The 25,725-nt window shown below is 60.5% G+C and carries 27 protein-coding genes and 1 other RNA gene; 16 read left to right on the forward strand and 12 right to left on the reverse strand.

Going from position 1 to position 25,725, the window contains the following annotated elements:
- The first annotated feature begins 204 nt into the window (after positions 1–204).
- The 8 genes from PXH66_RS03550 to PXH66_RS03585 all read left to right on the forward strand — a co-directional run bounded on the left by PXH66_RS03550 (position 205) and on the right by PXH66_RS03585 (position 4,477).
- Positions 205–798 carry an RNA polymerase sigma factor gene (locus PXH66_RS03550; protein WP_330927787.1) on the forward strand — a complete coding sequence of 198 codons (594 nt, stop codon included), beginning with the start codon at positions 205–207 and terminating at the stop codon, positions 796–798.
- Positions 795–1,100 carry a hypothetical protein gene (locus PXH66_RS03555; RefSeq protein ID WP_330927788.1) on the forward strand — a complete coding sequence of 102 codons (306 nt, stop codon included), beginning with the start codon at positions 795–797 and terminating at the stop codon, positions 1,098–1,100. The genes PXH66_RS03550 and PXH66_RS03555 overlap by 4 nt, the downstream gene beginning before the upstream one ends.
- A 2-nt stretch (positions 1,101–1,102) precedes the next feature.
- Positions 1,103–1,567 (forward strand): hypothetical protein, encoded by a 465-nt coding sequence (locus PXH66_RS03560; RefSeq protein ID WP_330927789.1) that lies wholly within the window; start codon positions 1,103–1,105, stop codon positions 1,565–1,567.
- A 70-nt stretch (positions 1,568–1,637) separates the two neighbouring features.
- Positions 1,638–2,204, forward strand: a complete 567-nt coding sequence (locus PXH66_RS03565) for a flavoprotein (protein WP_330927790.1) — start codon at positions 1,638–1,640, stop codon at positions 2,202–2,204.
- Positions 2,201–2,641, forward strand: coding sequence for a gamma-glutamylcyclotransferase family protein (locus PXH66_RS03570; protein WP_330927791.1), 441 nt, complete (start codon positions 2,201–2,203; stop codon positions 2,639–2,641). The genes PXH66_RS03565 and PXH66_RS03570 overlap by 4 nt, the downstream gene beginning before the upstream one ends.
- A 47-nt stretch (positions 2,642–2,688) precedes the next feature.
- An RNA gene (gene ffs, locus PXH66_RS03575) (signal recognition particle sRNA small type) lies at positions 2,689–2,787 on the forward strand.
- A gap of 65 nt (positions 2,788–2,852) precedes the next feature.
- Positions 2,853–4,004, forward strand: coding sequence for a DNA polymerase III subunit gamma/tau (dnaX, locus tag PXH66_RS03580; RefSeq protein WP_330927792.1), 1,152 nt, complete (start codon positions 2,853–2,855; stop codon positions 4,002–4,004).
- A gap of 8 nt (positions 4,005–4,012) precedes the next feature.
- Positions 4,013–4,477 carry a hypothetical protein gene (locus PXH66_RS03585; protein ID WP_330927793.1) on the forward strand — a complete coding sequence of 155 codons (465 nt, stop codon included), beginning with the start codon at positions 4,013–4,015 and terminating at the stop codon, positions 4,475–4,477.
- Positions 4,478–4,499: 22 nt separating this feature from the next.
- Here PXH66_RS03585 and PXH66_RS03590 read toward each other — a convergent pair whose 3' ends face one another.
- The 3 genes from PXH66_RS03590 to PXH66_RS03600 are packed head-to-tail and all read right to left on the reverse strand — an operon-like array spanning position 4,500 to position 6,137.
- Positions 4,500–4,892, reverse strand: coding sequence for a gamma-glutamylcyclotransferase family protein (locus PXH66_RS03590; RefSeq protein ID WP_330927795.1), 393 nt, complete (start codon positions 4,890–4,892; stop codon positions 4,500–4,502).
- Positions 4,893–4,894: 2 nt separating this feature from the next.
- Complete coding sequence (locus PXH66_RS03595) at positions 4,895–5,713, reverse strand: PP2C family protein-serine/threonine phosphatase (RefSeq protein WP_330927796.1); 819 nt, start codon at positions 5,711–5,713, stop codon at positions 4,895–4,897.
- A complete protein-coding gene (locus PXH66_RS03600; protein WP_330927797.1) occupies positions 5,706–6,137 on the reverse strand; it encodes a BUD32 family EKC/KEOPS complex subunit in 432 nt (143 codons plus the stop codon). The genes PXH66_RS03595 and PXH66_RS03600 overlap by 8 nt, the downstream gene beginning before the upstream one ends.
- Before the next feature lie 227 nt (positions 6,138–6,364).
- On the opposite strand from PXH66_RS03600, the gene PXH66_RS03605 reads away from it, so the two are divergent.
- The 6 genes from PXH66_RS03605 to PXH66_RS03630 all read left to right on the forward strand — a co-directional run bounded on the left by PXH66_RS03605 (position 6,365) and on the right by PXH66_RS03630 (position 13,907).
- Entirely contained in the window at positions 6,365–7,402 is a 1,038-nt protein-coding gene (locus PXH66_RS03605) for a glutamine synthetase beta-grasp domain-containing protein (protein WP_330927798.1), read from the forward strand.
- 109 nt (positions 7,403–7,511) lie between these two features.
- Positions 7,512–9,416, forward strand: coding sequence for an O-antigen ligase family protein (locus PXH66_RS03610; RefSeq protein ID WP_330927799.1), 1,905 nt, complete (start codon positions 7,512–7,514; stop codon positions 9,414–9,416).
- A 23-nt stretch (positions 9,417–9,439) separates the two neighbouring features.
- The gene (locus PXH66_RS03615; RefSeq protein WP_330927800.1) at positions 9,440–10,558 is read left to right on the forward strand and encodes a FecR family protein; all 1,119 of its coding nucleotides are present in this window, start codon (positions 9,440–9,442) and stop codon (positions 10,556–10,558) included.
- Positions 10,559–10,635: 77 nt separating this feature from the next.
- On the forward strand, positions 10,636–12,903 hold the full coding sequence (locus tag PXH66_RS03620) for a CHASE2 domain-containing protein (RefSeq protein ID WP_330927801.1): 2,268 nt from the start codon (positions 10,636–10,638) through the stop codon (positions 12,901–12,903).
- A gap of 78 nt (positions 12,904–12,981) precedes the next feature.
- A complete protein-coding gene (locus PXH66_RS03625) occupies positions 12,982–13,539 on the forward strand; it encodes an RNA polymerase sigma factor (protein WP_330927802.1) in 558 nt (185 codons plus the stop codon).
- The gene (locus PXH66_RS03630; RefSeq protein ID WP_330927803.1) at positions 13,536–13,907 is read left to right on the forward strand and encodes a DUF6768 family protein; all 372 of its coding nucleotides are present in this window, start codon (positions 13,536–13,538) and stop codon (positions 13,905–13,907) included. Before PXH66_RS03625 ends, PXH66_RS03630 begins: the two co-directional genes overlap by 4 nt.
- A 69-nt stretch (positions 13,908–13,976) precedes the next feature.
- On the opposite strand, the gene ilvB is transcribed toward PXH66_RS03630, so the two are convergent.
- The gene (gene ilvB, locus PXH66_RS03635; RefSeq protein ID WP_330927804.1) at positions 13,977–15,755 is read right to left on the reverse strand and encodes a biosynthetic-type acetolactate synthase large subunit; all 1,779 of its coding nucleotides are present in this window, start codon (positions 15,753–15,755) and stop codon (positions 13,977–13,979) included.
- A 141-nt stretch (positions 15,756–15,896) separates the two neighbouring features.
- Here ilvB and PXH66_RS03640 point away from each other — a divergent pair, with 141 nt between their 5' ends.
- The gene (locus PXH66_RS03640) at positions 15,897–16,682 is read left to right on the forward strand and encodes a TIGR00282 family metallophosphoesterase (protein ID WP_330927805.1); all 786 of its coding nucleotides are present in this window, start codon (positions 15,897–15,899) and stop codon (positions 16,680–16,682) included.
- Positions 16,683–16,703: 21 nt separating this feature from the next.
- Here PXH66_RS03640 and PXH66_RS03645 read toward each other — a convergent pair whose 3' ends face one another.
- The 6 genes from PXH66_RS03645 to queA form a co-directional block, all read right to left on the reverse strand.
- Positions 16,704–18,761 (reverse strand): ArnT family glycosyltransferase, encoded by a 2,058-nt coding sequence (locus PXH66_RS03645; protein WP_330927806.1) that lies wholly within the window; start codon positions 18,759–18,761, stop codon positions 16,704–16,706.
- A gap of 76 nt (positions 18,762–18,837) precedes the next feature.
- Positions 18,838–19,821 carry an acetyl-CoA carboxylase carboxyltransferase subunit alpha gene (locus tag PXH66_RS03650; RefSeq protein ID WP_330927807.1) on the reverse strand — a complete coding sequence of 328 codons (984 nt, stop codon included), beginning with the start codon at positions 19,819–19,821 and terminating at the stop codon, positions 18,838–18,840.
- 77 nt (positions 19,822–19,898) lie between these two features.
- On the reverse strand, positions 19,899–20,261 hold the full coding sequence (locus tag PXH66_RS03655; RefSeq protein ID WP_330927808.1) for a tetratricopeptide repeat protein: 363 nt from the start codon (positions 20,259–20,261) through the stop codon (positions 19,899–19,901).
- Between the two features lie 91 nt (positions 20,262–20,352).
- Entirely contained in the window at positions 20,353–20,973 is a 621-nt protein-coding gene (locus tag PXH66_RS03660) for a YceI family protein (protein WP_330927809.1), read from the reverse strand.
- Positions 20,974–20,983: 10 nt separating this feature from the next.
- A complete protein-coding gene (locus PXH66_RS03665) occupies positions 20,984–21,244 on the reverse strand; it encodes a hypothetical protein (RefSeq protein WP_330927810.1) in 261 nt (86 codons plus the stop codon).
- A gap of 72 nt (positions 21,245–21,316) precedes the next feature.
- Positions 21,317–22,405 (reverse strand): tRNA preQ1(34) S-adenosylmethionine ribosyltransferase-isomerase QueA, encoded by a 1,089-nt coding sequence (queA, locus tag PXH66_RS03670; protein WP_330927811.1) that lies wholly within the window; start codon positions 22,403–22,405, stop codon positions 21,317–21,319.
- A 21-nt stretch (positions 22,406–22,426) separates the two neighbouring features.
- Here queA and PXH66_RS03675 point away from each other — a divergent pair, with 21 nt between their 5' ends.
- Entirely contained in the window at positions 22,427–23,053 is a 627-nt protein-coding gene (locus PXH66_RS03675) for a helix-turn-helix domain-containing protein (protein ID WP_330927812.1), read from the forward strand.
- 208 nt (positions 23,054–23,261) lie between these two features.
- Here the strand turns inward: PXH66_RS03675 and PXH66_RS03680 are convergent, their stop codons facing one another.
- Both PXH66_RS03680 and PXH66_RS03685 read right to left on the reverse strand, forming a co-directional pair.
- Positions 23,262–24,665, reverse strand: coding sequence for an MFS transporter (locus PXH66_RS03680; protein WP_330927813.1), 1,404 nt, complete (start codon positions 24,663–24,665; stop codon positions 23,262–23,264).
- Positions 24,662–25,606: a glycoside hydrolase family protein gene (locus tag PXH66_RS03685; RefSeq protein WP_330927814.1), complete on the reverse strand. Its 945-nt coding sequence runs from the start codon at positions 25,604–25,606 to the stop codon at positions 24,662–24,664. The genes PXH66_RS03680 and PXH66_RS03685 overlap by 4 nt, the downstream gene beginning before the upstream one ends.
- Positions 25,607–25,725 lie beyond the last annotated feature (119 nt).

Here is a 25,725-nt window from a genome sequence, read left to right on the forward strand (position 1 = left end):
TCGGATCGTGCGTCTAGCTAAGTCGTAGCGGGAGCAGTGCGGGTGCGAAGTGTCGCATCGTGTTGGGGTTATCGGATCGAGCTGGTCACGAGTCAAGGTCCCGGGCGGAACGAGGGTCGACGATTTGAAATATGGCCGCCGGGTGTAACCGGTCGATCACGGTGACGTCTTGCTCTGAGTGTATGCAGTATTATCTCTTTCCCCATGCCGACCCTGGATAAGCCCTTTGACCATGCGGCTTGCTTGGAGCGCGTGCGCGAAGGCGATCAGGACGCCGCGCGAGACTTGGTGGACTCCCTTTACCCGCAGGTCGTCAAAATCGTGCGCGGTCGTTTGCCGCGATGGGTCGCGGAAGAGGATCTCGCCCAGGAGGTGTTTCTAAAAATGTTTACCCGACTCGAACAATATCGCGGGGATGTGCCGTTGCCGCACTGGGTCTCACGAATCGCCGTGACGACCTGCATCGACCATCTGCGCAAGCAGCAGCGGCGACCGGAGTTGCGGCGGGCTGATCTCTCGGAGGAGGAATCCGACATGTTGGATGTGGTCACCGCCGATACCAACGCCGAACAGGCGGGCGATGCGCTGGCCGCTCGCGAACTGTTGGGCAAGCTGCTCGATCAACTCAGCCCGGACGACCGCATGGTCATCCAGTTGCTCGATTTGGAACAGAAATCGCTCATCGAAGTGGGCGATCTGCTCGGTTGGAACACGACTTTGGTTAAGGTTCGCGCCTTCCGAGCACGTCGGAAGTTGCAAAAGCTATGGCAAAAACTCGAAGCTGAGGAACACGTATGAACCGCTCTCGCTCATCATTGGACCGTTTGATCGCCCGCGCTCGCGAGGCGAAGTCGGCATCGACCGATGACATTGCCGTGCCGATGGGATTTTCCGCGCGGGTGGTTGCTCGCGCCGAAATCGGCCGTGAAGAAGCGCCCTGGTGGCAAGTGATTGAACTGCGCGGCTGGCGGGTGCTGTCCGGCGCGGTCTGTGTCGCCCTCCTCAGCGTCGCGCTCAATTTGCAGCCCATCGCCGATGCGATCGAGCAGGACGTGCTCGCGGCCGATGATCCGGTGACCTTCATCCTGGGGGATTCATGATCATGAAAAAAGGTCGCACCTGGATGGCTTGGTTGGTCTTGGTCGGAGTGTTTCTGGCCGGCGGTGTCGCGGGTGGTTTTATTTCTCTGCGCGTCGCCAAAACCATGATCGAACGTGGCCGGGGACCGGATCGGTTTGCCCCGCGTTTCATGGAACGCCTGACCGAGGGGCTGGATTTGACGCCGGAACAACAGGCGCAATTGAAACCGATCGTCGACCGGACATGGGTAGTCTTGCGGGAGCAACGCCACGCCAGTATCACCGCCATGCGCGACATGGAGAAGGAAGTGATCGGGCTGCTCACGCCGGAACAGAAAATCGCCTACGAGGAAATGCAGGCGGCCCAGCGGGAGCGGTGGAAGGACATGATGGGGAAACGCGGTGATCGTCCCTCGAAACGAGGCGACATGCCACCTCCCGGAGGACCTCCGATGGGCGAACCGCCGCCGGCTCCGCCCGAAGGTTAAGAGGCGTTTGTCGAAATTCAGGTTGAGTGCACGCTTGTGCCGCACGGGTCGGCGCGCTTACCTCCGGCTCATGTCATCGCCGATCGCCGGCAAGCGTATCATCCTCGGAATCTCCGGGTCCATCGCTGCTTACAAAGCCGCGGACCTCGTCAGTCAGCTGCGTAAACGCGAGGCTGAGGTTTTTCCGGTGCTCACCCGGGGAGGAGCTGAGTTCATCACGCCGCTGACGTTGCAGACGCTCGCCCGGCAGCCGGTTTCGGTCGATTTGTGGAAGGAAGGGCAGGGGTGGCAACCCGGTCACGTCGAACTCGCCGACAAAGCGGATCTGATGGTGGTGGCACCAGCGACCGCCGATGTGATCGCGCAATTCGCCCACGGGCTGGCTCCCGACTATCTGGGTTCCCTGCACCTGGTGGCGCGTTGCCCCGTGCTCATCGCTCCGGCGATGAATGGGAAAATGTGGGAGCACCCGGCCACGGTTGCCAATGTCGCCGTGCTCAAATCGCGCGGCGTGCACTTTATCGGACCCGAGGACGGCATGTTGGCCTGCGGCTACGAAGGGGCGGGTCGTTTGTGGCCGGTCGAAGGCATTGTGGAAAAGATCGAAAATCTGTTGTTAGCTTCTCCCGCATCATGAGCGCCAAAGACTCCAGCATTCTGTTTTTCGCCTACGGTCTGAAAATGGACGAAAAGCGCATGATGGCGCTCGATGCCGATTGTGAGTTGATGGGCACCGCCCGGCTCGATGGTTATCGGTTCGAGTTCACCGCCCAGGGTCATGCCAACCTGCAGGCCGATCCCGAGTCGAAGGGGTGGGGCATCCTGTGGCTCGTGCCGGCCCGGCAAATGGAGGCTTTGGACGCTTGGGCCAAGTCGCGCGGTTTTGAGCGCACGGTATTGTTTGTGATCAGCCCGGCCGGGCCGCGTGTCCCGGCGACGGCGTTTATCAATCTCGACGGCACGACAGGATCACCCGACCCGGCGGAATGGACCGAAATCCTCGCGGCGGCGCGAACCGCGAAGTTGGAACGCAGTTATCTCACCCATCTTAAATCACTCTCACCGGGTTCGTGAAAGATTCTCGTTGATCTTGGGGATGGGACTCTCGCAAGGTCCGCGTTGGCCAGGCGCCATGCATGGGCAGACGCGCGAACTCCGCCAGGACCGGAAGGTAGCAACGGTAGCGACGTTCTCCCAGTGCCGTGGAATGCCTGGCCACTTTTATTTCTTTGCGGCGGTTTTCGCTTTTCGATCCGCCCCGCCTACGTTCTAGCTAGGCCTCCCCGTGGCAAAAACCGGATATCAAGTCATCGCCCGCAAGTGGCGGCCCCAGACTTTCGACGACGTCGTCGGCCAAGATCATGTCGTGCGCACGCTGCGCAACGCGATTGCCCGGGACCGGATTGCCCACGCCTATCTGTTCGTGGGGCCACGTGGAACGGGTAAAACCTCTTCGGCGCGCATTTTTGCCAAAGCACTCAACTGCACCGACGGCCCCAACGCCGATTTTGATCCTGCTGATCCGGCCTGTGTTTCGATCGCGGAGGGCACTCATCTCGATGTGATCGAGATCGATGGTGCCTCGAACAATGGTGTCGATCAGGTGCGCGACCTGCGCGAGACGGTGCAATACGCGCCGGCCCAGGGTAAGTATAAGGTCTACATCATCGACGAGGTGCACATGCTCTCGGCGCAGGCGTTCAATGCGCTGCTAAAGACGCTCGAAGAGCCGCCGGAGCACGTGAAATTTGTGTTCGCCACGACTGATCCGCAGAAGGTGCTGCCGACGATCGTGTCACGTTGCCAACGTTTCGATCTGAAGCCGATTCCCGCCCCGCTCATCATCGAGCGTCTGCGTAAGATCGCGGTGGACGAAAAGGTCACCATCAGCGACGAAGCGGTGGCGTCCATCGCCCGCATGGCGGACGGGGGCATGCGTGACGCCCAGTCCATCTTCGACCAGATGATCTCCTTCTGCGGTGACGACATCACCGAGCCGGACGTGCTTGATGTATACGGCCTCGTTTCCGCCGAAAAGCTCGCGCAGCTGGCGGGAGCAATTGCGGCCGGCGATCACCAGCAACTCGTCGCCATCGTGGACGAGTGCGACGAATCCGGCCGCGATTTGGTGCGCCTGCTGGCTGATTTGCAGGTGGTGGTGCGCACGGCCTTGCTCGATGCCATCGCCCAAGGCGGCAAAACCACTCACCTCGGGACGGAACTTTCCACCGAGCAGGTCACGCGCATGCTGGACGCCCTGCGTGAAGGCGAGGGCGCGGTGAAGCTGGGACTGGCCGAGAAAATCAATTTGGAAGTGACCTTGCTCAAAGCGGTGGAAGCCAGCCGCGCGCGCGCCATCGACAGTTTGATCAAAGAACTCGCCGCGTTGTCCAACGAGGCGGGGGACGCGTCGCCCGACCAAAAAAAAAAGGCCTGATTGATCGCTTGGATGACCGGCTGAGCGAGGTGCTCAAGCTGGAGACCCTGGAAGCGAGCCATCGCTCCGCCGCCTTGGCGGGCGCCCCGATCGCGGTCCGCAGTGCCCTCGACCGCAAGGCGCAGGCCCCGACGACGGCACCGGCGGCGCCAAAACTCCAACGTGAAAACGATGACGATGACCGCGAAGACGGCATCGAGTCGTGGTCAAACGCCGATATGGAAGCGGCGATGGCGGCCGAAGCGGAAGCGCGCGACGGCATGAACGGCGGCACCGAGCCCCGCAAGCCGTCACGGCGGGAACGCGAAGCCACCCTCGATGGCGGCCCGCTGCCCGACCTCGAGGCGATGATCGCCACGGTGCCGGCGGACTTGCAGGAGAAGATGGACGACTTGTTTCGCGCCAAATTCCAAGGCGTGCGTCGGGTGCCCGCGGCCACGTTGAAAAAAGCGTCCTCGACGGCGTCGACGTGATCAGCGGCCGACGGCGCGTGAGTCAGCCCACCGGGACGACTCGCACCGGCCAAACTCCATCGACCAACGGTCGCCGGCCGCGCACGGTGCGCAGATAAAAATAGCCGTCGACGGATGCTGTGTCGAAGGGGGGCAGCAGCGGAATGGGGCCGCGCCGGTAGAGTTTTTCTTCCACGCCCTCAAAGCGGTCGAGCGTGCGGAGAGCATCAGCGTCAACCGACCAGACCTCGCCTTGCACGCCGCGAGTGTCGGTGGGATCGCGCACCAAGCCGGGATAGTCCGCCACGACAAACAGGCGGTGGCCGGGTGGCGTTCGGGCTTCGCCGACGAACTGCTGGCCGGCCATGACGGTGTGGTTGGAGGCGCCGCGCTTCAGCGTGCCGTAGACAAAAACAAGGGTTCGTTCGGTCGCCATGATCAGGGATCGACCGGGAAATCGATGATCACCGCGGTGGTGTTGTCACGGCCGGACGTTTGCACGGCCTCCTCGACGATCGTCTGGGCGGTGGCGCCGTCGCGCAGCAGGTCTTCGAGATGATGGTCCCAGATACCGTCCACCAAACCATCCGAGCAGATGAGGAAACGATCGCCCGGTTCGCAACCCACGGCGCCGATCTGCGGTTCGAGGAACTGGAATTCGCTGCCGAGGGACTGTTGCAGGGAGTTTTTGGCGGGGTGATTGCGTGCTTCGCGTTCGTTGATCTCGCCGCGACGGCGCAGCCAGCCCGGACGCGTGTGATCGTGGGTGAGCTGTTTCATCGGCCCCGTTTTGGGCAGGTAGTAGATCCGACTGTCGCCGACGTGAGCGAAGTAAAGCCAACCGGGAGTGAACCACGCCAGACTGAGCGTCGCGCCCATGCCCCGGCATTCCTCGTAGGCACGACCGAGGTCGGAGATGGCCTTGTGGATCTTGGCGAGCAGTTCTTCGAGCACGTCGCTGAACCCCGACGACAGACCGCTGGCGGACTGGCGAAAACTGCGCGGCAGCAAACGCGTGGTTTGCTCGATTGTGATCTTGCTGGCGAACTCGCCGGCGGCTTTGCCGCCCATGCCATCGCTCACGGCAAAAACGAAATCGGTGCTTTGCAGGGAACTGGAGCCGTGCTTGCCCAGATACTGCATCTCGTGGCCGTCGAATTGCAGGCCAAGAAAAGTATCCTCGTTGTTCTGGCGAAAGCGGCCGACGTCGGAGTGTCCGGACCAGGAGAGTTCAAGGGGCGGGGAGCGATCAGGCATCTTCGGCGGCGTCTTCGGGATTCAAGTCTGGTTTGAGTGAAACCGACGGATCATCCAGCAAGGTGGCGAACTCAAAATCAATGAGGCAGAATCGTCCATCCTGCGCGCGGTAAGTCACATTGCGGGCGAAGGCATCCTCATGGCGCACGCCGTAGTCCTCGAGTTGAGCGAACAATGCTTTGGCCTTGGCGGAACTCAGGTGCTGCACCCGGGTGCCGCAGTTGGTCGTGACGATCCAGAGCTCCTCCTCGTTTGCATCCAGCAATTTGGGCACAAATGGGCAGTCCCGCTGCTCAAGATAGCGCAGCACTTTGACCTCGGTCGCAAAACGTTCGCGGGCTCGGGCCCCGCGGTAACGCTTATGCACGCGACCATCGAAGCCGATGTGGACGGTGGCTCGGGCAGTGTCCTTGATTTCAGGCATGACTAAAATTCATGTTATGTAACGACTTATCCAGAAGTATCCTTGCGCAAGTCAACCGGAACACAAATGCGTTGGGGAAGTATGCATGAATTTTGTTTCTTCGTGGCATATAAGGTGCTCAAACTGCGGGGCGTCGGTCAATTTTGTCGATCGTCGTTGAATTGTCGAAGACTCCTCCGTCCTCGGCGGTAACCCAGCAACCCATTCGTTACTCACCCTTAGTCAATATGGCCAAACTGAAACTGGAATACATCTGGCTCGACGGTTACACACCCGTCGCCGGCCTCCGCGGAAAAACCAAAATCGTCGACGGCGATGCCGATAAGTTCACCCTCGAAGACTGTCCCATGTGGGGCTTCGACGGTAGCTCGACCAAGCAGGCGGAGGGTAAGAGCTCCGATTGTTTGCTGAAGCCGGTCGCGCTTTACCCGGACAGCAGCCGCGAAAACGGCTTCATTGTCATGACGGAGGTTTTGCTTCCGGACGGCACTCCTCATCCGACCAACACCCGCGCCACCATCCCGGATGACGAAGGCACGTGGTTCGGCTTTGAGCAGGAATATTTCTTCTACCAGGACGGTCGCCCCCTCGGTTTCCCCGAAGGCGGCTTTCCCGCTCCGCAGGGACCCTACTACACGGGCGTCGGCTTCAAGGCCGTGGGCGACATCGCCCGCACCATCGTGGAAGAGCATCTCGATGCTTGTATCGATGCCGGTATCAACCACGAGGGCATCAACGCCGAAGTGGCGAAGGGCCAGTGGGAATTCCAAATCTTCGGCAAGGGCTCCAAGAAGGCCGCCGACGAGATCTGGGTTGCGCGCTACTTGCTCCTCCGCATCGCGGAGAAGTATGGCGTGGACATCGAGTTCCACTGCAAGCCGCTGCTGGGAGCCTACGACGATCCGCTCGATTGGAACGGTTCCGGCATGCACTGTAACTTCTCGACCGAGTTCATGCGCACCACCGGCGGCAAAGATTACTTCCTCAAGCTCATGGATGCCTTCTCCAAGTATCGTGAAGAGCACATCGCCGTTTACGGCCCGGACAACCACCTGCGTTTGACCGGTCTGCACGAGACCCAATCGATCGATCAGTTCTCCTGGGGTATTGCCGATCGCGGTGCGTCCATTCGCGTGCCGCACAGCTTCGTCAAGGGCGACGCTTACAAGGGCTACCTCGAGGATCGCCGTCCCAACTCCGCCGGCGACCCCTACGCCATCGCCGGACGCGTGCTGCAGACGATCCAGACGGTTCCGACCAGCTAAAAGACCGGTCCGACTACAAACTACGACTTACTTCGAGCCACCCCGCCCTGTGCGGGGTGGCTTTTTTTTCGGTCGCGCTTGGGACTGATTCCACCTTTTTGGACAGCGTATGCCGTCTCCCGCCCACCGCGCCCCTGTTGGCGTTTGGATCGATCGCTTGGTGGCGGTGGCTTTGATCCTGAACCTGGGGTGGATCACGTGGCATTTGGGCGGCTACCTCGCGGGTTCCATGGCGATTTCGTTTCCCGTGTTGATGACGACATTGGCCGTGGCCGTGGCGCGCTGGACCCTGCTGGAACCTACCGCGTTGCCGCGGGGCTGGTGGTGGCCCTTGCCGATGTTGGCGTATGTCGCACTGCACATGGGCGGACTGGCTCAGGTGCCGGGGCGGGCGTGGCTGGACGGACTGTTGTGGTTTTGGATGGCGGCGGCCTATTGGTGCGGATTGCAGGTCGCCCGCGAGCCCATGGCGCGTCGCATTTGTGGGGTGGGGGTGGCGGCGTTGACCGTATTGGTGGCGGCGCTGGCGATTTACCAACGGGTGGTCGACCCGGCTTGGTTGCCCATGGGACGGCGTCAAGCGCCGCAATTTCTCGCCCGCTCGGGAGGGGCGTTTGGCGTGCCCAACACCATGGCGGCCTGGATGTTGATCGTATTGCCCCCGGCGCTGATCGGGTGCGTAGGGCGGGGGAGGCGATCCCGTTTGGTGCGAGTGGCCGCAGGAGGGCTGGTGGCGTTGGCGATGCTGGCGTTGGTTCTCTCGGTATCGCGCGGAGCCTGGTTGGCATGGGTGGGGGTGCTGCTGGTCTGGCCGTTGGCGGAACGTGGGTTGACAGGAGCGGCGCGGCTGCGGCGTGTGGCGATCGTGGTGGTGGGTATCGGGGGTATCGGAGCGGGCGCTTGGGCGATGTCCCCGGAAGTCAGAAATCGGGTGAGCCATCTGCTTGATCAAAAAGGAGAACTCACCCGGCCGATATTGTGGAACGTGGCGTGGAGATTGTGGGAAAGTGCGCCGGTGGGTGGAACCGGAGGAGGCAGCTACGCCTCTTTGTTTGATCGGGAACGGCCGGTCGGTTTTCGCGATTACCCCACGTGGGCGCATAATGATTATCTGAATACGCTGAGCGACTACGGCGTCATCGGTTTCGGGCTGAGCTTTGGTCTGGCCGGGGTGGTGACGGTGTGGCTCGTGCGTCGAAGGGGGGGCGTGAAACTGGATGCCTCCTCGATCGCGACGGAGTTGCGGTGGCGAGGGGCCGTGGGGTTGGGTCTGCTGGGCTTTGCAGTGGCGACCGTGGTCGACTTCCACCTCAAAATTCCGGCTGCGGCGATGTTGGCGAGCTTGGCCGCAGCCGGTTGGATAAGTCCGGTGCGGGAGCGTCGTTTTCGCGGCGGTGAGGTGGTCGATCCCCAACGGGGCACGTGGGCGGTGATGCTCGGTTTGGGTTTCGCGGTGGGCGCGCTTTGGCTGGGTTGGGCGGAAGCTCGGCCGCGTTATCTGGCGGAAGGGTGGCGTTTTGAGGCGAGGGCGCGCATCAATCGGCAGGCCGCCGTAACCGACGCATCCGTTTTGCAAAAGGAAATTAAGCCCGGAATCGCGCTGTTGCAGCAGGCGGTGGAGGTCGATCCGGGCAACGAACGGGCCTGGAGTGACTTGTCATATGCCCTCTCTCTGTCGGTCCATTGGGAGCCGGCTCAGGCGAATGTAAAAGGAGTTGAAGCCGAGCAGGCGGCGCGTCGAGCGCTGACGTTGAGCCCCGCCGTCGCGGAACACTGGGTTCGCCTCAGTGTGGCGTTGGATTTGCAAAACCGTTGGAAGGAAGCAGGTAGTGCGATTTCATCTGCCTTGGGAATCGCTCCGAACAGTTCGGTTGTGTGGTATTATCAAGGGTTTCACCTGAGTTTGCAGCGCTCCACGCGTTTGATCGCCCGGGCTGCTTTAGCCACTGCCTTGCGTCTTGACCCTGGAAACAGGGAGGCAAAAGCTCTACTCGCCGCCTTGGAGCGGTCCTAGTTGTTCTTCTTGCGCCCTTTCCCATGTTCAAACTAACGACCTCGCGCCTTCTTCGCGTCCTTGTGCTGTTGGCGGTCACGACCGCGGTTCACGCTCAGTCGCGTCGAGGTTTGATCCGACTCACCCGCATCGGACCAACGGTCGAAGTGGAGAACGCTACGGGCGATGAGATCGTCCGCCAAGTGTATCTGCCGTCGCAAAACGGGGAGCGCATCACGGAAGACAATATCGTCATCACCACGGGGGACAATTCGCGGGTGATCTTGGTGTTTTCCAACGGTGCGACCATCAATGTGGCGGAGGATTCCAAGTTGGATATCAAGGCATTCCGCCAAGACCCGTTTGCGGGCGAATACTCGATTGCGAGCGCCACGGAAGAGCCGCCCGCCCGGTCGCGCACGGAGATCTATCTCGAACGGGGCGAGTTGGTGGGTAACGTAAAGTCTCTGCGCGACGACTCCACATTCACGGTGGCGACCCCAGCGGGTTCGGCGGGTATTCGTGGGACCACCTTTCGGGTGGTATTTCGCCCGACCGGCACGGGACAGGCGTTCTTTTCGGTCACGACACTCGAAGGCGATGTGGGCGTGACGACCGGCACCGGCGAAACGGATGTGCCGGTGGGGGTGCTCGACCAGCAGGAGATCGAGCTTATCATCGAAGTGGACGATGAAACCGGAGAGGTGACCGTCATTACCCCGACCGAGGAATTGGTGGTGGAAACGGCTTCACCCGAGACCATGGCGGAGATCACCACCGCCGTGCAGCAATCGGTCGAAGAGGTGCTGGAAATCGTGTTGACCGCCGACGCGGATCAAACCGAGGCACCGGAGGAAACCGAGGAGCCTTCGGAGCAGGAACAGCCGGTGGAAGATGAAGAGGATGAGGAGGAAGATGAAACCGAGGAGGAACCCGATCAGGACGAGGCCACCGAGGAGACGGATGAAACCACGGAAGAGACCGCTCCCGAAGAGGGAGATGCCGGGGAGGAAAGCACCGCCGGAGAGGAATCCACCTCCAATGATTTTAACGAAAATGGCGATTCCGGGGAGGAGCCGACTCCGGAAAATCGGCCCGAAGAGCCGACTCAAACCCCTTCCCCGATCGATACCGATGAGACCACTCCGGGGGCCGGCGGGTAAATGGTTCGAGTGCTCGGTAGACGATCGAGAGCCCGTGCCGACATGGTGCGGGTTTTGAAGCGACGTCGTAAATTGCCATGAACCGAAAACGACTGAAGTCGCTGGGCTTGGTGGTGGCGCTGTTGCCGGTTCCGCTCCTGTGGTGCGTGCTATTTTCGATGGGGGGACTGAACCGAGCCCGCGATTGGTCGATGGACTTGCGGTTCTGGCTGCGAGGGGAGCTGGAAGCTCCGGTGAAGGTCGTCTATGTCGACATCGATTCCAAAGCCATCGATGCCAAAGAGATCGGGGGATGGCCGTGGAGTCGGCACTATTTTGCCACGGTCGCTCGCACGTTGATCGAGGAAGCCGGCGTGAAGGTGGTCGGAATCGATATCGTGCTGTCCGACTCCGGCGTGGCGGAGATCGCGGATCTGGAGAAGCTGATCGCAGGCAATCGTGAGTTCGGTCGTTATCTACACTCGGATCAGCCGGTGGTGTTGGCGGCATCGTTTTCCGGCAATCAGTTTCGAGACGTTAATGGCAACTTGTATCGCCGCGAACTGCCCCGCTTGAGCGACGGTTTGCCGCCCATCGATCAGATTGAAGGACCGGAAGTGCCCAACTTCATGGTCGGGCACCGCGCCCCGCCTTATGCTCCGGGCGGCGTCGGATTGATCGACACGGATTTTGGTGGCACGCGGCGGGTGCCTTTGTGGGCGCCGACAAACGTGCGCACTTACTTCCATCTCTCGATCGAGATCCTGCGGCGTTACTGGGATGTGGGGGATTTCGGCGTGAAGGTGAATGGGGACGTGCTCGAGTTTGTTTCGGAGGATGGTCAGTTGCTCCACAGCGTGCCGATGCTCGACGGTCAGATGTTGGAGGTGAATTGGTTCTCCAAATGGAATTCATCGGCGCAAAATCCGCGTATCAGCTTTGCCGATGTGTATGCCTATGCCCACTTGCTCACTTCGGGAGATGAGGTATCGGAAGCCAGTGCGCGTGAGTTTTTCGCCCAGGATGATTTTAAGGATGCCATCGTGCTGATCGGGCCGGTGGATCCCTTGCTGCAGGACCTCGCCCCCACACCGCTTGATCCCGAGCCCGTGCCCAAAGTCGGTGTGCACGGCAATGTCATCAAGACCATCGCTTCGGGCATATACCTGCAACGGCTCCCGCCCTGGCAGATCTATTCCATCGTATTCGGACTGACCATCGTGGTGAGCGTGATGTCCTCGTGGGGCGGAGGCAGCAGTGGGTTGGCGCGACTTTTGGCCATCCTTCTCATGCTGGGCTACCTCTATCTGTCGATCCATTGGTTCATCGATAATCATTTGGTGTTGCCCATGGTCACCCCGGTGGGGTCGGCGCTCTCCACGACGTTGCTCGCCGTCGGTTGGCAGGCCATGCGGGAGCAAAAAGCCAAGGGTCGCATCAAGGGCATGTTTGGCACCTACCTCGCCCCCATGGTCGTCGAATCGATGGTGGAGTCCGGTCGTGATCCGGAGCTCGGGGGCCATGATGCCGAGATCACCGCCTATTTTTCGGACATTCAGAGTTTCTCCGCGTTTTCCGAAGTGCTGACGTCTTCGCAACTCGGCGAGTTGCTCAATGAGTATCTCACCGCCTGCACGGATATCATCCAGGCGGAGGGAGGCACGCTCGATAAATACATCGGTGATGCCGTGGTCGCCATGTTTGGAGCGCCGGTTGATCTGGAAAACCACGCCTACAAAGCCTGTCTTACGAGCCAACTTGTGCAGGTGCGCTTGGATGAACTGCGTCAAAAATGGATCTCCGAAGGCGATAAGTGGCCCGCGCTGGTGCACCAAATGCGCACCCGGATCGGTCTTAACACCGGCGATTGCATGATTGGCAACATGGGCAGTCGCACGCGTTTCAACTACACCATGATGGGCGACAATGTGAACCTCGCCGCCCGGATGGAAAGCGGGGCGAAAAGCTGGGGCTCCTTCAACATGGTGACCGAAGCGACCCGTGACGCGTGTGAGAAACATGGTGGGGATCGCATCGTTTTCCGACCTCTCGGGCGCATCATCGTGAAGGGACGTTCCAAGCCGGTGCCGATCTTCGACATCGTGGGTCTGCGAGAGAATTTGTCCGCAGACACCTTCAAGTGTATCGATTTGTTCCAGCAGGGCATGGCGCACTATTACCGGCGCGATTGGGCCGGCGCGGCCGAGCGGTTCCAACAGAGCGCCACCTTGGAGCCGGTGCAGCCCGGACGAGATCTGGGCGTTAAATCGACCCCGTCGTTGGTTTATCGCGGTATCGTCGCGGAGATGGAGCGCAATCCGCCTCCGGCGGATTGGGACGGCGTTTACGTGATGACCGAAAAGTGAGTTGGGCGGACCAGCGTGACGAAATCGCGTCGGGAGTGAACCAGCGAGCGCCCGTCTGCGACCTTGGGGTGAAAAGCGATGAAAAGAGACGCCCGCCAAATCCTGACCGAACTGCTGGTCTTGAATGCTCAGGGCGGTGACGCGGCCGCGTTTGGCCAGTTGCATGACCTGTGGCAGGCCGACTTGAAACGATTGGCGGTGGGGCGCGTGGAGCGGGCGGATGCCGCCGCCGAGGTCGCCCAAGATGCGTGGGTGACGATTGCCCGGAGCCTGCGTCGGCTCGATGACCCCGCCTGCTTTCCGCGCTGGGCGTTTCGGATTCTCGAGCGACGCTGCGCGGATTGGATCCGCCGGCGGCAGACCGAGCGGCGTCACGCGGCTGAGTTGGCCGCCATCGGCGAAACGAATACGGCTCCGTCCGTCCTGCCGCCGCCGTCCGAAGAGGTGCTGGTATTGCGGGAAGCGATCACGCAGCTCGAAGGGGATGCGCGCCACCTGCTGAAACTATTTTATGAGACGGGGCTTTCGGTGAACGAAATCGCCGAAGTCCTGGGCGTGCCGGTCGGCACGGTGAAATCCCGTCTCTTCCACACCCGGGAAGCACTCAAACGTCAGCTCGAAAGGATGAAATCATGAAAAACCTGGATGAACAAATCGCGGCCGCCCTGCGCGGCTCCGCCGTCGGCGATGAACTCGCCGCCGAACCCAACCTGGCCGAGGAATTGATCATCGCGTTTCGCGGCCGCAACCACTGGACCAATCTGCTCGCGGTGCTGTTCAGTGTTGGCGGTCTCGGCGTCGCCATCTGGTCGGGTCTCCATTTCTACGAAGCGGAGGCCGTGCGGGAACAACTTCTGTGGGGCGGAGTGTGCCTCTTCATGATCCTCTTCATTTCCTTCATGAAGGTGTGGTTCTGGATGGAGATGCACAGCAACCGGGTGTTGCGCGAAGTGAAGCGCGTCGAGCTGTTGCTCCTGCAGCATCTCGATCGGGGCGACGCTTGAACCCGGATACAAAAAAGCCCGGACCGCGTGCGCGATCCGGGCGGAAAGTATTTTTTTAATGGATACCGATCATTTGAGGATCATCTCCTTCACTGTCTTGCCGGCGGGCACCATGGGCATGACGTGTTCGGTATACGGCACGATCACGTCGAGGACGTAGGGACCGTCGTGGTCGAGCATCTCCTGGATAGCCTCGCGGAGCTCGGACTTCTTGATCACCTGGCGACCCTTGACACCGTAGCCCTCGGCGATCTTGACGAAGTCGGGGTAGAGCGCAGCGGGGTTGTCGGGACCACCGATGTTGTCCTGATCACCCAGGACGGTGTTGCCGCGGATGCTGTTGTAGAACCGATCTTCCCACTGCACCACCATGCCGAGATGCTGGTTGTTGAGGATGAGCGCCTTGGCGTTGATCTTCTCGATCTTGGCGGTGGCGAGCTCCTGAATGTTCATGGCGAACGAGCCGTCCCCGTCGATGTCGATGACCTCCTTGTCGGGGGCGGCGACCTTGGCGCCGAGGGCAGCCGGATAGCCGAAGCCCATGGCACCGAGCCCGAGCGAACTGATGTAGCGGCGCGGCTCGTCGTAGCGGTAGAACTGGGCGGCCCACATCTGGTGCTGTCCGACGCCGGTGGTGATAATGGCGTCGCCCTTGGTTTGCTCGTAGAGGACCTTGATGGCTTCCTGCGAGGTGATGTGGGGGCTGTCTTCGAAAGCGAACGGATGGTCCCGCTTCCAGCCATTGACCTTGTCGTGCCAGGCGGAGGTGTCGGGCGGGGTGAACTTGTGAGCGGCGATGAGCTCGTTGAGACGTCCGAGCGCCTGTTTGATGTCGGCCACGATGGGCAGATCGACACTCTTGTTCTTGTTGTGCTCGGAGGCGTCGATGTCGATGTGCACGATGTGCTTTGCATCGGGCGCGAACTTGTCGACGTTGCCGGTGATGCGGTCATCGAAGCGGGCCCCGAAACAGAGCAACAGGTCGCATTGGTCGACGGCCCAGTTGCCGTAAGCCGCGCCGTGCATGCCGAACCACTGGAGCGAGAGCTCGTGGGTTTCGGGGAACGCGCCCACGCCCATCAGCGTGGTGGCGACGGGAATGTTGGCCGCCACGGCAAATTCTTTCAGCTCGGTATAAGCTTCGGCGGAAACGATACCACCGCCGACGTAGAGCATCGGGCGTTCGGCGTTTGCCACGAGTTCGAGCACCTTGAGCAGATTCTCGTCGGAAGCGACGGGCGTGTGGTTGATCGTCGGGTTGGCGAACTCGACGGAAGCCGGGAAGACGGGGGTGAGGCGCGCCTGTTGCACGTCTTTGGGAATATCGATGACGACGGGACCGGGACGACCGCTGCGGGCGAGATGAAACGCCTCTTTAAAGATACGCGGCAGATCGGCCGCATCCATGACGAGGTAGGAATGCTTCACGATCGGCAGGGTCATGCCGTAGAAGTCGGTCTCCTGAAACGCGCTCTTGCCGATGAATTTCGAGTAAACCTGACCGGTCAGCGCGACCATGGGAATCGAGTCCATGTAGGCATCGGCGATGGCCGAAACGAGGTTGGTGGCTCCGGGACCGCTGGTCGCCATGCACACGCCGACGTCGCCTTTGACGCGGGCGTAACCCTCGGCGGCGAACGAACCGCCTTGCTCGTGGCGGGGCAGGATCGTGCGGATCTTGTCGGTGCGGGCGAGGGCTTGGTGCAGCTCCTGCGACGCGCCGCCGGGATAGGCGAAAATCACGTCCACGCCTTCACGAATGAGGCTTTCGACTACGACGTCGGCCCCGTTCATTTCGCGGCCGATCTCGGGCGAGGGGAAATCAGTGGGTTCAGTGGACGTTTTCATAGCGCAATATGGTCAGGCAAAAGGAGGCGGATAAAAACGTAGCGAGGTCCCGACTGGCAAGCGCTTTAAGTGAGTCGTGAATCACGCCGTGAGGAGACTTTGCAGTTGGTCTCAGTCTGCATTGCGCCTCAGCATCGCGGCGTGATTCGTATTCTTTTCATTGGAGACATCGTGGGCCGGCCGGGTCGGGACAAAATCGCGACGTGGGTTAAACGCCTGCGGGACAAGCACCAGCTCAACTTTGTCATCGCCAATGCGGAAAATGCCGCCGCCGGGGCCGGCATCACCGGATCCATCGCGCGCACGCTGTTGGAACAGGGCATTGATGCCATCACCCTGGGAGACCACGTCTGGGATCAACGCGGCTGGGAGCACGAGATCGACGGTTTGCCGAAGGTGTGTCGTCCCGCGAATCTGCCCACCGACTGCCCCGGGCGCGATCACGTCGTGCTGGAGAGCAAGGGGTTTCGACTGGCTGTTTTTACGGTGCTGGGGCGCACGTTTTTGAACATGAAATCGGACTGCCCGTTTCATTGCGCGGACGCCATGTTGACCAAAACCGTGGGAGCCGGGACGGCTGATGCGGCGTTGGTGGAGATACATGCCGAGGCGACGTCGGAGAAAATCGCGCTGGGTTGGCATCTGGACGGTCGCGCGATGGGCGTGCTCGGCACCCACACGCACGTGCCGACAGCCGACGCCGAGGTGCGGCCGAAAGGCACCGCCTACATCAGCGATGTCGGCATGACCGGTCCCTATCACAGTGTGCTGGGCCGTCAGGTGGAGCCGGTCGTGGGTCGGTTTCTCGACGGCATGCCGCGTCGGTTCGGCGTCGCCGAAGATGACACGCGCCTCTCGTCGGTATTAATCGAATACGACCCGGTCACCAAACGCGCGACAAGTTGCGAGCTGCTGGTGGTGAAGTGAGTGCAATGCAGTATTGCGTCATCAATCCACCTCGACTCGTGACCAGTAGGCCCAATCAAAATTGTAAGTGCCGACGCGACGCGTGCTGAATTGAAGCTCGGTCGTTCCGGGTGGAAGATCGACCCTGAATTCGCGAGTTTGTCGGTCCTCGGCTCTACTGACCGGATCCAGAATGTTTGAAGCGATGGTAGCCGTAGTGCCATCTTTCATCGTCGCTAAAATGAGAAATTCAACACCGTCTGTGTTGTTTTGGTCGTCTGCGAAAGTCTCGGCTTGGAGTCCCACCACATAAGTGACCGATTTAGAGTTAGCCGGAATTTGAACCCAGAAATCGGCTTCAGGATGAGCACCCAAAGCAAGCCTCCCATCGGTTCCGTGCGTGGCGCTAAAACCGAATTTACAGCGATATCGGTATGGAATTGGGGAAACTGGGAAAAAGACTGCGGCCGCCTGCTCTGGGGTGCAAAAATGGATCTCCCCGTCCGCAATAATGGGATCAACTGGCAAAGCCGGGGTGATGGCCCCGCGAATTTCCACACCTGAAAAAGTGGGGTTGTCGCGAATTCGGGAGAGGATGACGTTGCGAATATCTGCTTGGAGATAAACGTCGGTGGTTTCATGCGAAATCGCCAGCTCCGGATTTAGATCAAAAAGCTGAACGGCCGCAGCGATGAGTTGAGAGTTTTCTCGCTGTTTTCCCGTCAGAATTAACGCGGAGACCGGTTCACTGGCCAAAGGTGCAAAATAGCGGTTCAGTTCAACTGGGTTGTTCGTGACCTCTTCTCGCAGCATCAAACCGCGACGACCTGTGTAATAAGGCAGCATCGCGCCCCAATCCTGCCCGGCGACGATAATAACACCTTCGTCCGGGAGCATCGTTCGTAATACAATTGTGAGGCCAGTGCCTCCGTATGAAACGAGGCGGTGAATGGGCGCGTAGTCTCGTGCATAGCCGAAAAGCTGCGAAGTGACGATGGAGAGGAACATCACAGGACCAAGCCAAGCGCGGCGACTGAAGGCATCCACACGAGAGATGGCCAAACCGGCTGCCGCCAATGGGAATACCGCCACTGCGTAAAAATAGTAGTCGTGGCGATGATACAAAACGGGGAACGTGCCCAGCGTCGCAATATACACGATCACCAAGCCCCATAGAGGTGTCGATTTGCGCCACGATACCACGGTGCCGAATATCAGCACGCCGAACAAAATCCACCAAGGTGCGACGGCGTGGTCGTTATTGCTAAGCAAAGCCCCCAATGACTCTCTGCTAATCCGATCCTGCCAAGTTCCCCAATTCACATCCGAGAGAGCCGTAGACTGAAGGGACTGTCCTCCCGGCGATTGAGACTTAATGTAGTCGGCATAACGAAGCCACCACATGATTGCCAATCCGGGCAGTGCGCCTGCGGCTGCGCCCCAGCAGATCGTGCGACGCAAACCAAGCCAGGCCCGGTGTTTCCATTCCGTCCAACTCCACCGCAATCCCACCACAATCGCGATGGCGCACCAAGGCACGAATGTTGTGACTTTCACCAAAATGGCGGCAGTTCCCAGCAGACTGGTGCTGGCGAGCCAACCCAATCGTGGAACTCGACATAAACGAACAAACGTCCACAAGAACCAAACGCTGAGCATCAACGCCATCGACTCAATGAGGATGGCTCGAGAATAGAAAACGTATACGGGGGCACTTACAATAAGCGCGAGCACCAACCATCGACCAGCGCGTGAAACTTTGCTTTCACCGAGCAGCAGGAATATGCCGGGCAGCGTAAGGTAAAAAGATGCGAGGCTTACGAATCGACCGGTCTCTGGAATCGTCCATCCACTGAGGTTTACCAGAATTGCTACCGTCCATTGATAAAGAGGGAACTCCATCGGGATCGACCATGGTGGACCGAAAAGAGGAGTAGGGTAGGCGAGCGCGAAATTGTTATCCTTTTGGATGAAAAGAATACTGAGAGCCGTTTGCGTCTGTCGGAACTCGTGACCAGCGAGAAAGCCAAGACTCCAGTTGTAGGTCGTAAGCCAAAATTGAATCACCAGCATCGTCGCAAAAACGGCGATCGGCCACACTCGGTGCATTCGTGTGAGACCACCGGGGTTCACTGCGAAAGGGTCGGCTATTTTAGACTCGTCGGACTCGGAGACGCTAGACGGATACCGCATCCGTGTTTTCGTTGAAAACGCCGATTTTGCGGAAGCGTTCGTAGCGCGTCTCGAGAATTTGTTCGGCGGACAGTCCCTTCAAGTCGTTCAGGTGCTTTTGCAGCGCGTAGTCGAGCGTCTCGGCGGCTTGCGCCGGGTCGTGGTGGGCCCCGCCGAACGGCTCGGATATGACTTCGTCGACCACGCCAAATTTTTCCAGCGACGCGGCGTCGAGTTTGAGGGCGGTCGACGCCTGCGGGGCGGCGGCGGCGTCGCGCCACAGGATGGCCGCGCAGCCTTCGGGCGTGATCACGGAGTAGTAGCTGTTTTCGAAGACGAGCACGCGATTGGTCACGCCGATGCCGAGGGCGCCGCCGGAACCGCCTTCGCCCACGACCACCGAGATCGAGGGCACGCGTAACATCGCCATCTCGCGCAGGTTGACCGCGATGGCTTCGGAGACGTGTCGTTCCTCCGAGCCGATGCCGGGGTAGGCGCCTTGGGTATCGATAAAACAGAGGACCGGGATGCCGAATTTCTCGGCCATTTTCATCAATCGCAGCGCCTTGCGGTAACCCTCGGGCTGGGGCAGGCCGAAGTTGCGCGCGATCTTGTCCTTGGTCTCACGCCCTTTCTGCTGGGCGATGACCATGACCGTCTCGCCGTGGAAAAACGCCGTGCCGCCGATCAGGGCCTGGTCGTCGCCAAACTGGCGGTCGCCGTGGAGCTCCTGAAAATTGGTGCAGATCGCTTTGATGTAGTCGAGCGAGTAGGGACGGCGCGGATGACGGGCGATTTGCACGCGCTGCCACGGGGAGAGATCGGTGTAGATACTGCGCTGCGTGGCATCGATCTTCTTCTTGATGCCGGCGATTTCACTCGCGAGATCGAGATTGTTCTCCAGCGAGCGCTGGCGGAGCGAATCGAGTTGTTCAGCGAGCTCCCGGAGGGGCTTCTCAAATTCCAGCGTATAGGCGGGCGTGTCCATTCGGGGCGGACGCTAAGTGGTCGGGTTTGATGGTGTCAACGAGCTGAAACGAACGTGATTTGCGTCAGTGCCCGTGATCACGACACCTCGTCGGACTCGCCGGGCGGGGTCTTGAGCTGTTCCTTCCAGCCGAGCATCTTGGCTTGGGCCCCGAATTTTTCGGCGGCGGCCTTGTTGCCTTTGCCGACCCAGATGCGGGACAGCGTCGTGTTGATGAACAAATCATCGGGCCGCAGGGCGTGCGCCTTTTCGGCGGCAACGAGCGCTCCGTCGAGCATCTGCAGGTTGAGATGGATTTCCGCACTGGCGTGCCACGCGGCGAACGATTCGGGCGCGGCGGCGGTGGCCTCGTTAATTTTGGCGATGGCGGCGTCTTCGTCGCCCATCGTGTAATCAAAGGTGGCCTCTTCGATGAGATTTTGCAGGTCCGCTTCGGTCATGTTGTCGAACCGTGGGGGCGTTGCGCCCAAAAGAAAAGACCGGCCACGCGGGCCGGTCTCGAAATTTCCGCGCAAGGGGCGAACCGATTGATTAAGCGCCGGGTGCCCCACCCACGACGGCGATGCTCAGCTCGACCTCGTTGGCGACTTTGTCCTCCATCTGACCGGGCTTGATGCCGTAGTCGGAGCGCAGGATCGAAAAATCGCCCCGCACGACGAGCAGGTCGCCGCCCATATCGGGCTTATTGATGCGCTTGCCGAAGGCGCCGGCGAGGTGGGTGATCTTTACCGGAATCGAAACTTCCTGGGTGACGCCCTTGAGGGTGAACTTGCCCACGGCATTGCCGGTGGTGGTATTGCCCGAGGTTTTGGCCATTTTGAGGCCGTCGATGACGAAGACGATTTCCGGATGACCGGTGGCATCGATCCAACCGTCACTGAGCAAGTGCTCGCGCATGGTGTTGTTGGTGACGGTAAGTGAAGGCGCGGCCACGACGATGGTGCCGGAGGTGGCGGCGGGTTTCGCCGGGTCGAACATGACGGTGCCGGAGATGCCGTTGGCAGTGCCGGAAATCGGCTCAAGCAGGGAGTCGAGGTGGAAGGAGATGGCGTTGACGCCTTTGGGGTCCTTGAAGTCGAACGAGACGGGAGCGGCGAAGCTCGATCCGGCTACGGCCAATGCAAGCAGTGAAGCGGTGAGGATTTTTTTCATCGGTGGGTGATTATGCTGGTTGGGAACGAACTAGAAAACTGAGACCAAAAAGCACGGCGGCTGCGGCGATGCCGCCAGCCAAATACTCGAGCCCGGGAACGAAGTGTTCCTCGTAGGTGGTGTATTCGATTTCCGTGATTTCGTCGACCAAGGTGACGGGAACTTTGTCCATGCTCCATCCCGGGTGCGCGCCTTTGGCGGCCCAAAAAGCGATCGTGGCGATCGCCAGGGCTGCGGCGCAAAATCGTAGGATCGGTCGAAGGCGGGGCATGGTCAGAGAGTAGCGAGGAGGGATTGGGCGCATTTGCAAATGATGACGCCGCTTTCCGATCACCACCGGGAGTCAAATAATCAGCATGGCATCACCGTAGCTGAAAAAACGATACTCTTCCGCAATCGCCTCATGGTAGATCTCCTTGATCCAATCGATGCCATCGGTCTTTCCCGGGGTCAGCAGAGCGGAAACGAGACAGAGGAGGGTGGAGCGCGGTTGGTGGAAGTTGGTGACCAGAGCGTCCACCCCGGCGAATGAGCGGGGCGGGTAGATGAAAATATCGGCTTCGCCGAGGAAGGGATGATCCAGTGGCGTGGTGTGTTGACTGCAAAAATGCTCCAACGCTCGCACCGATGTGGTGCCCACGGCCACCCGACGTTTGTCGCCCTGCAGCACGTGGTTTTGGGTCAAAGGGGGAATCTCGTAAATCTCCCGGTGAATGTCGTGATCAGTGATGAGATCGGTCGTGACCGGCCGAAACGTGCCCAGCCCAACATGCAGGGTGACCTCCGCGGTGACGACGCCTTGGGTTTGGAGTTGGGTGAAAATTTCCGGGGTAAAGTGCAACCCGGCGGTCGGTGCCGCGACCGCGACCTGGCGTTGACGATCGGCGTAGACGGTCTGGTAGCGCTCGAGATCATCGGCGGAGCGTTGATCCTCATCAGAGCGACCGATGTAAGGAGGAAGCGGCATGCGCCCGCAACGATTGGCCATGGCGGCGACGGATTCCGTGGCATTTGTCGGCGTGAATTGCACCAGCGCCACGCCGTCGTCGGCCTTCCGTATCACGGTGGCATGGAACGCGTCGGCCCGCGAAAAGGTGGCCCCCACGGGCAGACGTTTCCCCGGCCGCAGGAGGCACCACCATGACTCGCCCGCGGCCTGCTCCACCTCGGCGCGGAGAAGGAAGCACTCGACCTTGCCACCTGTCGGACGCACGGCCGACAAGCGGGCGGGCAACACGGCCGCGTTGTTGCGAATCAGCACGTCGCTTGGCCCCAGAAAGTGGGGCAGGTCACGAAACTGCCGATGCGTGACCTGTTGGGTTTTGCGATCGACGACCAACAGCCGTGAAGCGTCTCGCTGCGCGGAGGGAGCCTGCGCGATGAGGTGCTCAGGTAGGTCGTAGTCGAAAAGTTCAGTAGCTAACGCGGTCACAGGTAAAAAGGGCGAACTGGGTTGAAGGCCCGCACGTTCCCGCCGTCAACCCTCGGCCGTCGCACCTCGCGCATCCTGCCCGCCGCCGCCGAGTCCCTCGACTACGTCGAATGGGGCAACCTCTGGCACCGCACCGACTTCAACGGTCACACCACCACCTTTGGCTACGACAGTCTCAACCGACTCAAAACCAAGACGGCCGATGCCACGCATCCGTCGCTGACCTACGCCCATGCCATTGCTCGCTTCGAATATGACTACGATGCCAACGGTGCGCGCGTGGCCGTCCGCACCCACAGCGACCTCTCCACGATCAATCTGAGTTACGACGCCGACGGCATCCGCCGCCAAGAGACGATCATCAACAGCGTGGGAACTGTCGAGCGCACGACCTCCTACCTCGTCAACCCCTTCCGCATACGCGGTAGAACGGACGCTTACCCTATGGATCACATGATGCAGTTCGTTAATTTGGCGGCCGCCGACCGCTTCACCGTCTCGCCGTTGTGCGAAAATTTCGATATCAGTCGTAAGAGCGGCCACAAGTGGTTGAGTCGTTATGCCGCCCGAGGAGCCGACGGGCTGCGCGATCTATCGCGGCGGGGCGAGGCTGTTCCCATCAGACCACCGAGGAGGTGGTGGCTCTGATCATCAAGCTGCGGAAGAAGCGACCGAGCTGGGGTCCAAAAAAGATTCAGGACATTCTTGTGTGTAACCATTGCCTGGAGGCGAAAGGGATCTATATTTATTCCGTGTGGTGGTGGTTAAGAATCGCACAGAGGAATGCTTCGCGCGCGGCTGACTGGAAGTCCGGATTGGTATAGGCGACGGACCGCAAGCATTAAGTATTGACTCTTTATGGCAGGGGAGCGGCGGGGTCGGCTTGTTCGGCTTCGAGCACGCCGAGTTTTTTGATGCGACCGGAGTTCACCTGCCGGGCGAACCAGAAGGCGACCCAGGTGGAGAGGCAGCCGCATCCCACGAGGTAGAGGAAGCCACTTTCGTAGTCGTAGGTGCCGACGGCGGCTTCGCCCGAGAAGTGAGAAGCGCCGGTGACCCAGAGTCCGATGCCGTTGTTAACGAAGATGCTGGCCACTCCGCGGGTGATGCCGATGCCGGCCGAGACGGTGCCGAGGCGATGGCGGGGCACGAAATCGAACATCATCGAGACCGTGCAAACGACGCCGATGCTGCCGATACCGGTATGGATCAGCCAGTAGGTGAGAATCGCTCCGAACGGCGGTGACGCGTCGTCGCCCACGCGCAACTTCAGGTAGACGAAAAAGACGAGGTGGCAGGCGGTGACACCGGCAGCCAAAATCTTGTAAAGCACGAGGCGGTCGAGGCGATCGGAGATCCAGCCGCCGAGGGGCAGACAGATGAGGAGCACGAAGGGTGAACCCAGGGCGATGATGTTCCCGTAGGTCTGTTTGGACAGCCCCCATTCCTCGGTGAACAGCAAGGGCGTGAGACTGCCAAAACCGATCCAGAAAATCATCTGCGACACCGCGACGGCGTAGATGGGGCGCCATTGCGGCTCGCCGAAAACGTTGCGCACGAAGTCGCGCCCCAGCGTCCAGACGCGTGCGACGGTGAGAGGCGGCGACTTGGGGGGCAGGACCGCGGGTGGCGTTTCTTTGATACCGAAACCCACAAAGGCCATGGTGCCGAGGGCGATGACGGTGCCCGTCCAGAAGACGGCCTTGTCGCCGGTGACCGTGCCGAGAAACGGCAGATGGTAGACCTCGTCCCAGCGACCGATGAGCACGGCAAAGAAGAGCACCTTCAAGGCCTCGCGCACGAAGGTCATGGTGGCCTGCGACCGACCGCGTTGTTTGGGTGGAACAACCTCGTTGATCAGCGACTCGGCCGGGTTGTCGACATCGCGCAGCATCTCGTAAAAGAACAGCGCGGTGATCAACAGCCACAGGGTGCTGATCTGAGGCAAAATGATGCAGCCGATGGCGATGGTGCCCCAGCCCACGAGCAAAAATGGTTTGCGTCGGCCCCAGCGGGTCCAGACGCGATCGCTGGAGTAGTTGCAGGTCGCGCCGACGAAAATATTGAACAGCAGGTTGAAGCTGCCCACGGCGGTGATGAGCGCCGGAACGTTGGTGAATTCGCTCAGCTTGAACGTGATCGCGACCTGCGAAATTTGTTCGAAGTAGAGTTTCGCCGCCCACGGGCCGGAGAGCAGGAAAACCCAGATCCAGGGCGCGTGTTTTTGACCCGTGCGGATGGGCCAGAGGTTTGGTTTCATGGCGCTTCCACTTCCTCCCAAGCGAGGGGCGCGAGATAGATGCCCCGGGGGTCGTCGTTAAGCCATTGGTAGGCGAGCAAGTAGTCGCGGCCCTCATGCGTGACGATCTCCGGAGCGAGGAACTTGATGGGCGTTTCGGGGGCGAGGCTGGCGACGGGTGGGCCTTCCCACTTGAGCGGGTCCTTTGAGCGAAAGACGTATAGTTGCTCGAACCGATAGTAGTAGTCCTGACGTTTGATCACGAACGGGCTCTCCGCGTAGACGAAGGTGTAGCCTTTGGCGGGAGGCGTGATCGGGGGAATCTCGGTGGCCGCGTCACTCCAGGGTCCGGTAAGGTGAGGGGCGGTGCGGGCGCGAATGGTGTGGTCGCGCGTGGCGGGGTTGATCCCGGGTTCGGGCGAAGTGTAGTAGGCAATCCAACGGCCCGACGCCTGCCGGTCGTCGAGGATGCAAACATCGCGGCCCATCGGGAAGACGGCGGTGAGGCCGTGGGGCGTCCATTCGAGGCCATCGGGGCTGGTGAGCAGATGCGCGCCGTTGCTGTTGTAGAACAGGTGATGCGTGCCGTTTTCGACCACGTGAAACGGCGCCTGCAGGTGGCCTTCGCGATGGTCCCAGTCGGCGTGGGAGGAGAGAAAAATACCCTTCGGTTGCCAGCCTTCGCGCGTTAGGCTCGGGCTTGACCAGCGATAGAGCAGGCGGGAGTTGCCGGGGTGGCTCGTATGGCGAATGCAGGAGATGAGATGCCAGGAACCGTCGTCGGCTTGGAAGGCGGTGAAATCCACCGGTTCGGCGCGGGGAGTGGCCCATTTTTCGAGTGGAGGTTTGCCGACAAGTTTCAGCCACGGTCCGTCGAGTCGAGGAACGAGAGGCTCGGCGAGGGATGCGGATACGAGTGTGACCGCGAACGCGAGAGGCGCAAGGAGGCGGGGAAGGGGCATGGGGAGGGGCAGACGGCGGCGGAGGCCAGGAAGGGGGGAGTTGACAGGGCCGTAGCGGGGGGCACCAACCGTGCAAGGGTCATCCTGTTGAAACGGATGCAGCACGTCCAGGGGCGACC

This window comes from Synoicihabitans lomoniglobus (assembly GCF_029023725.1).
Taxonomy (GTDB): Bacteria; Verrucomicrobiota; Verrucomicrobiia; order Opitutales; family Opitutaceae; genus Actomonas; species Actomonas lomonigloba.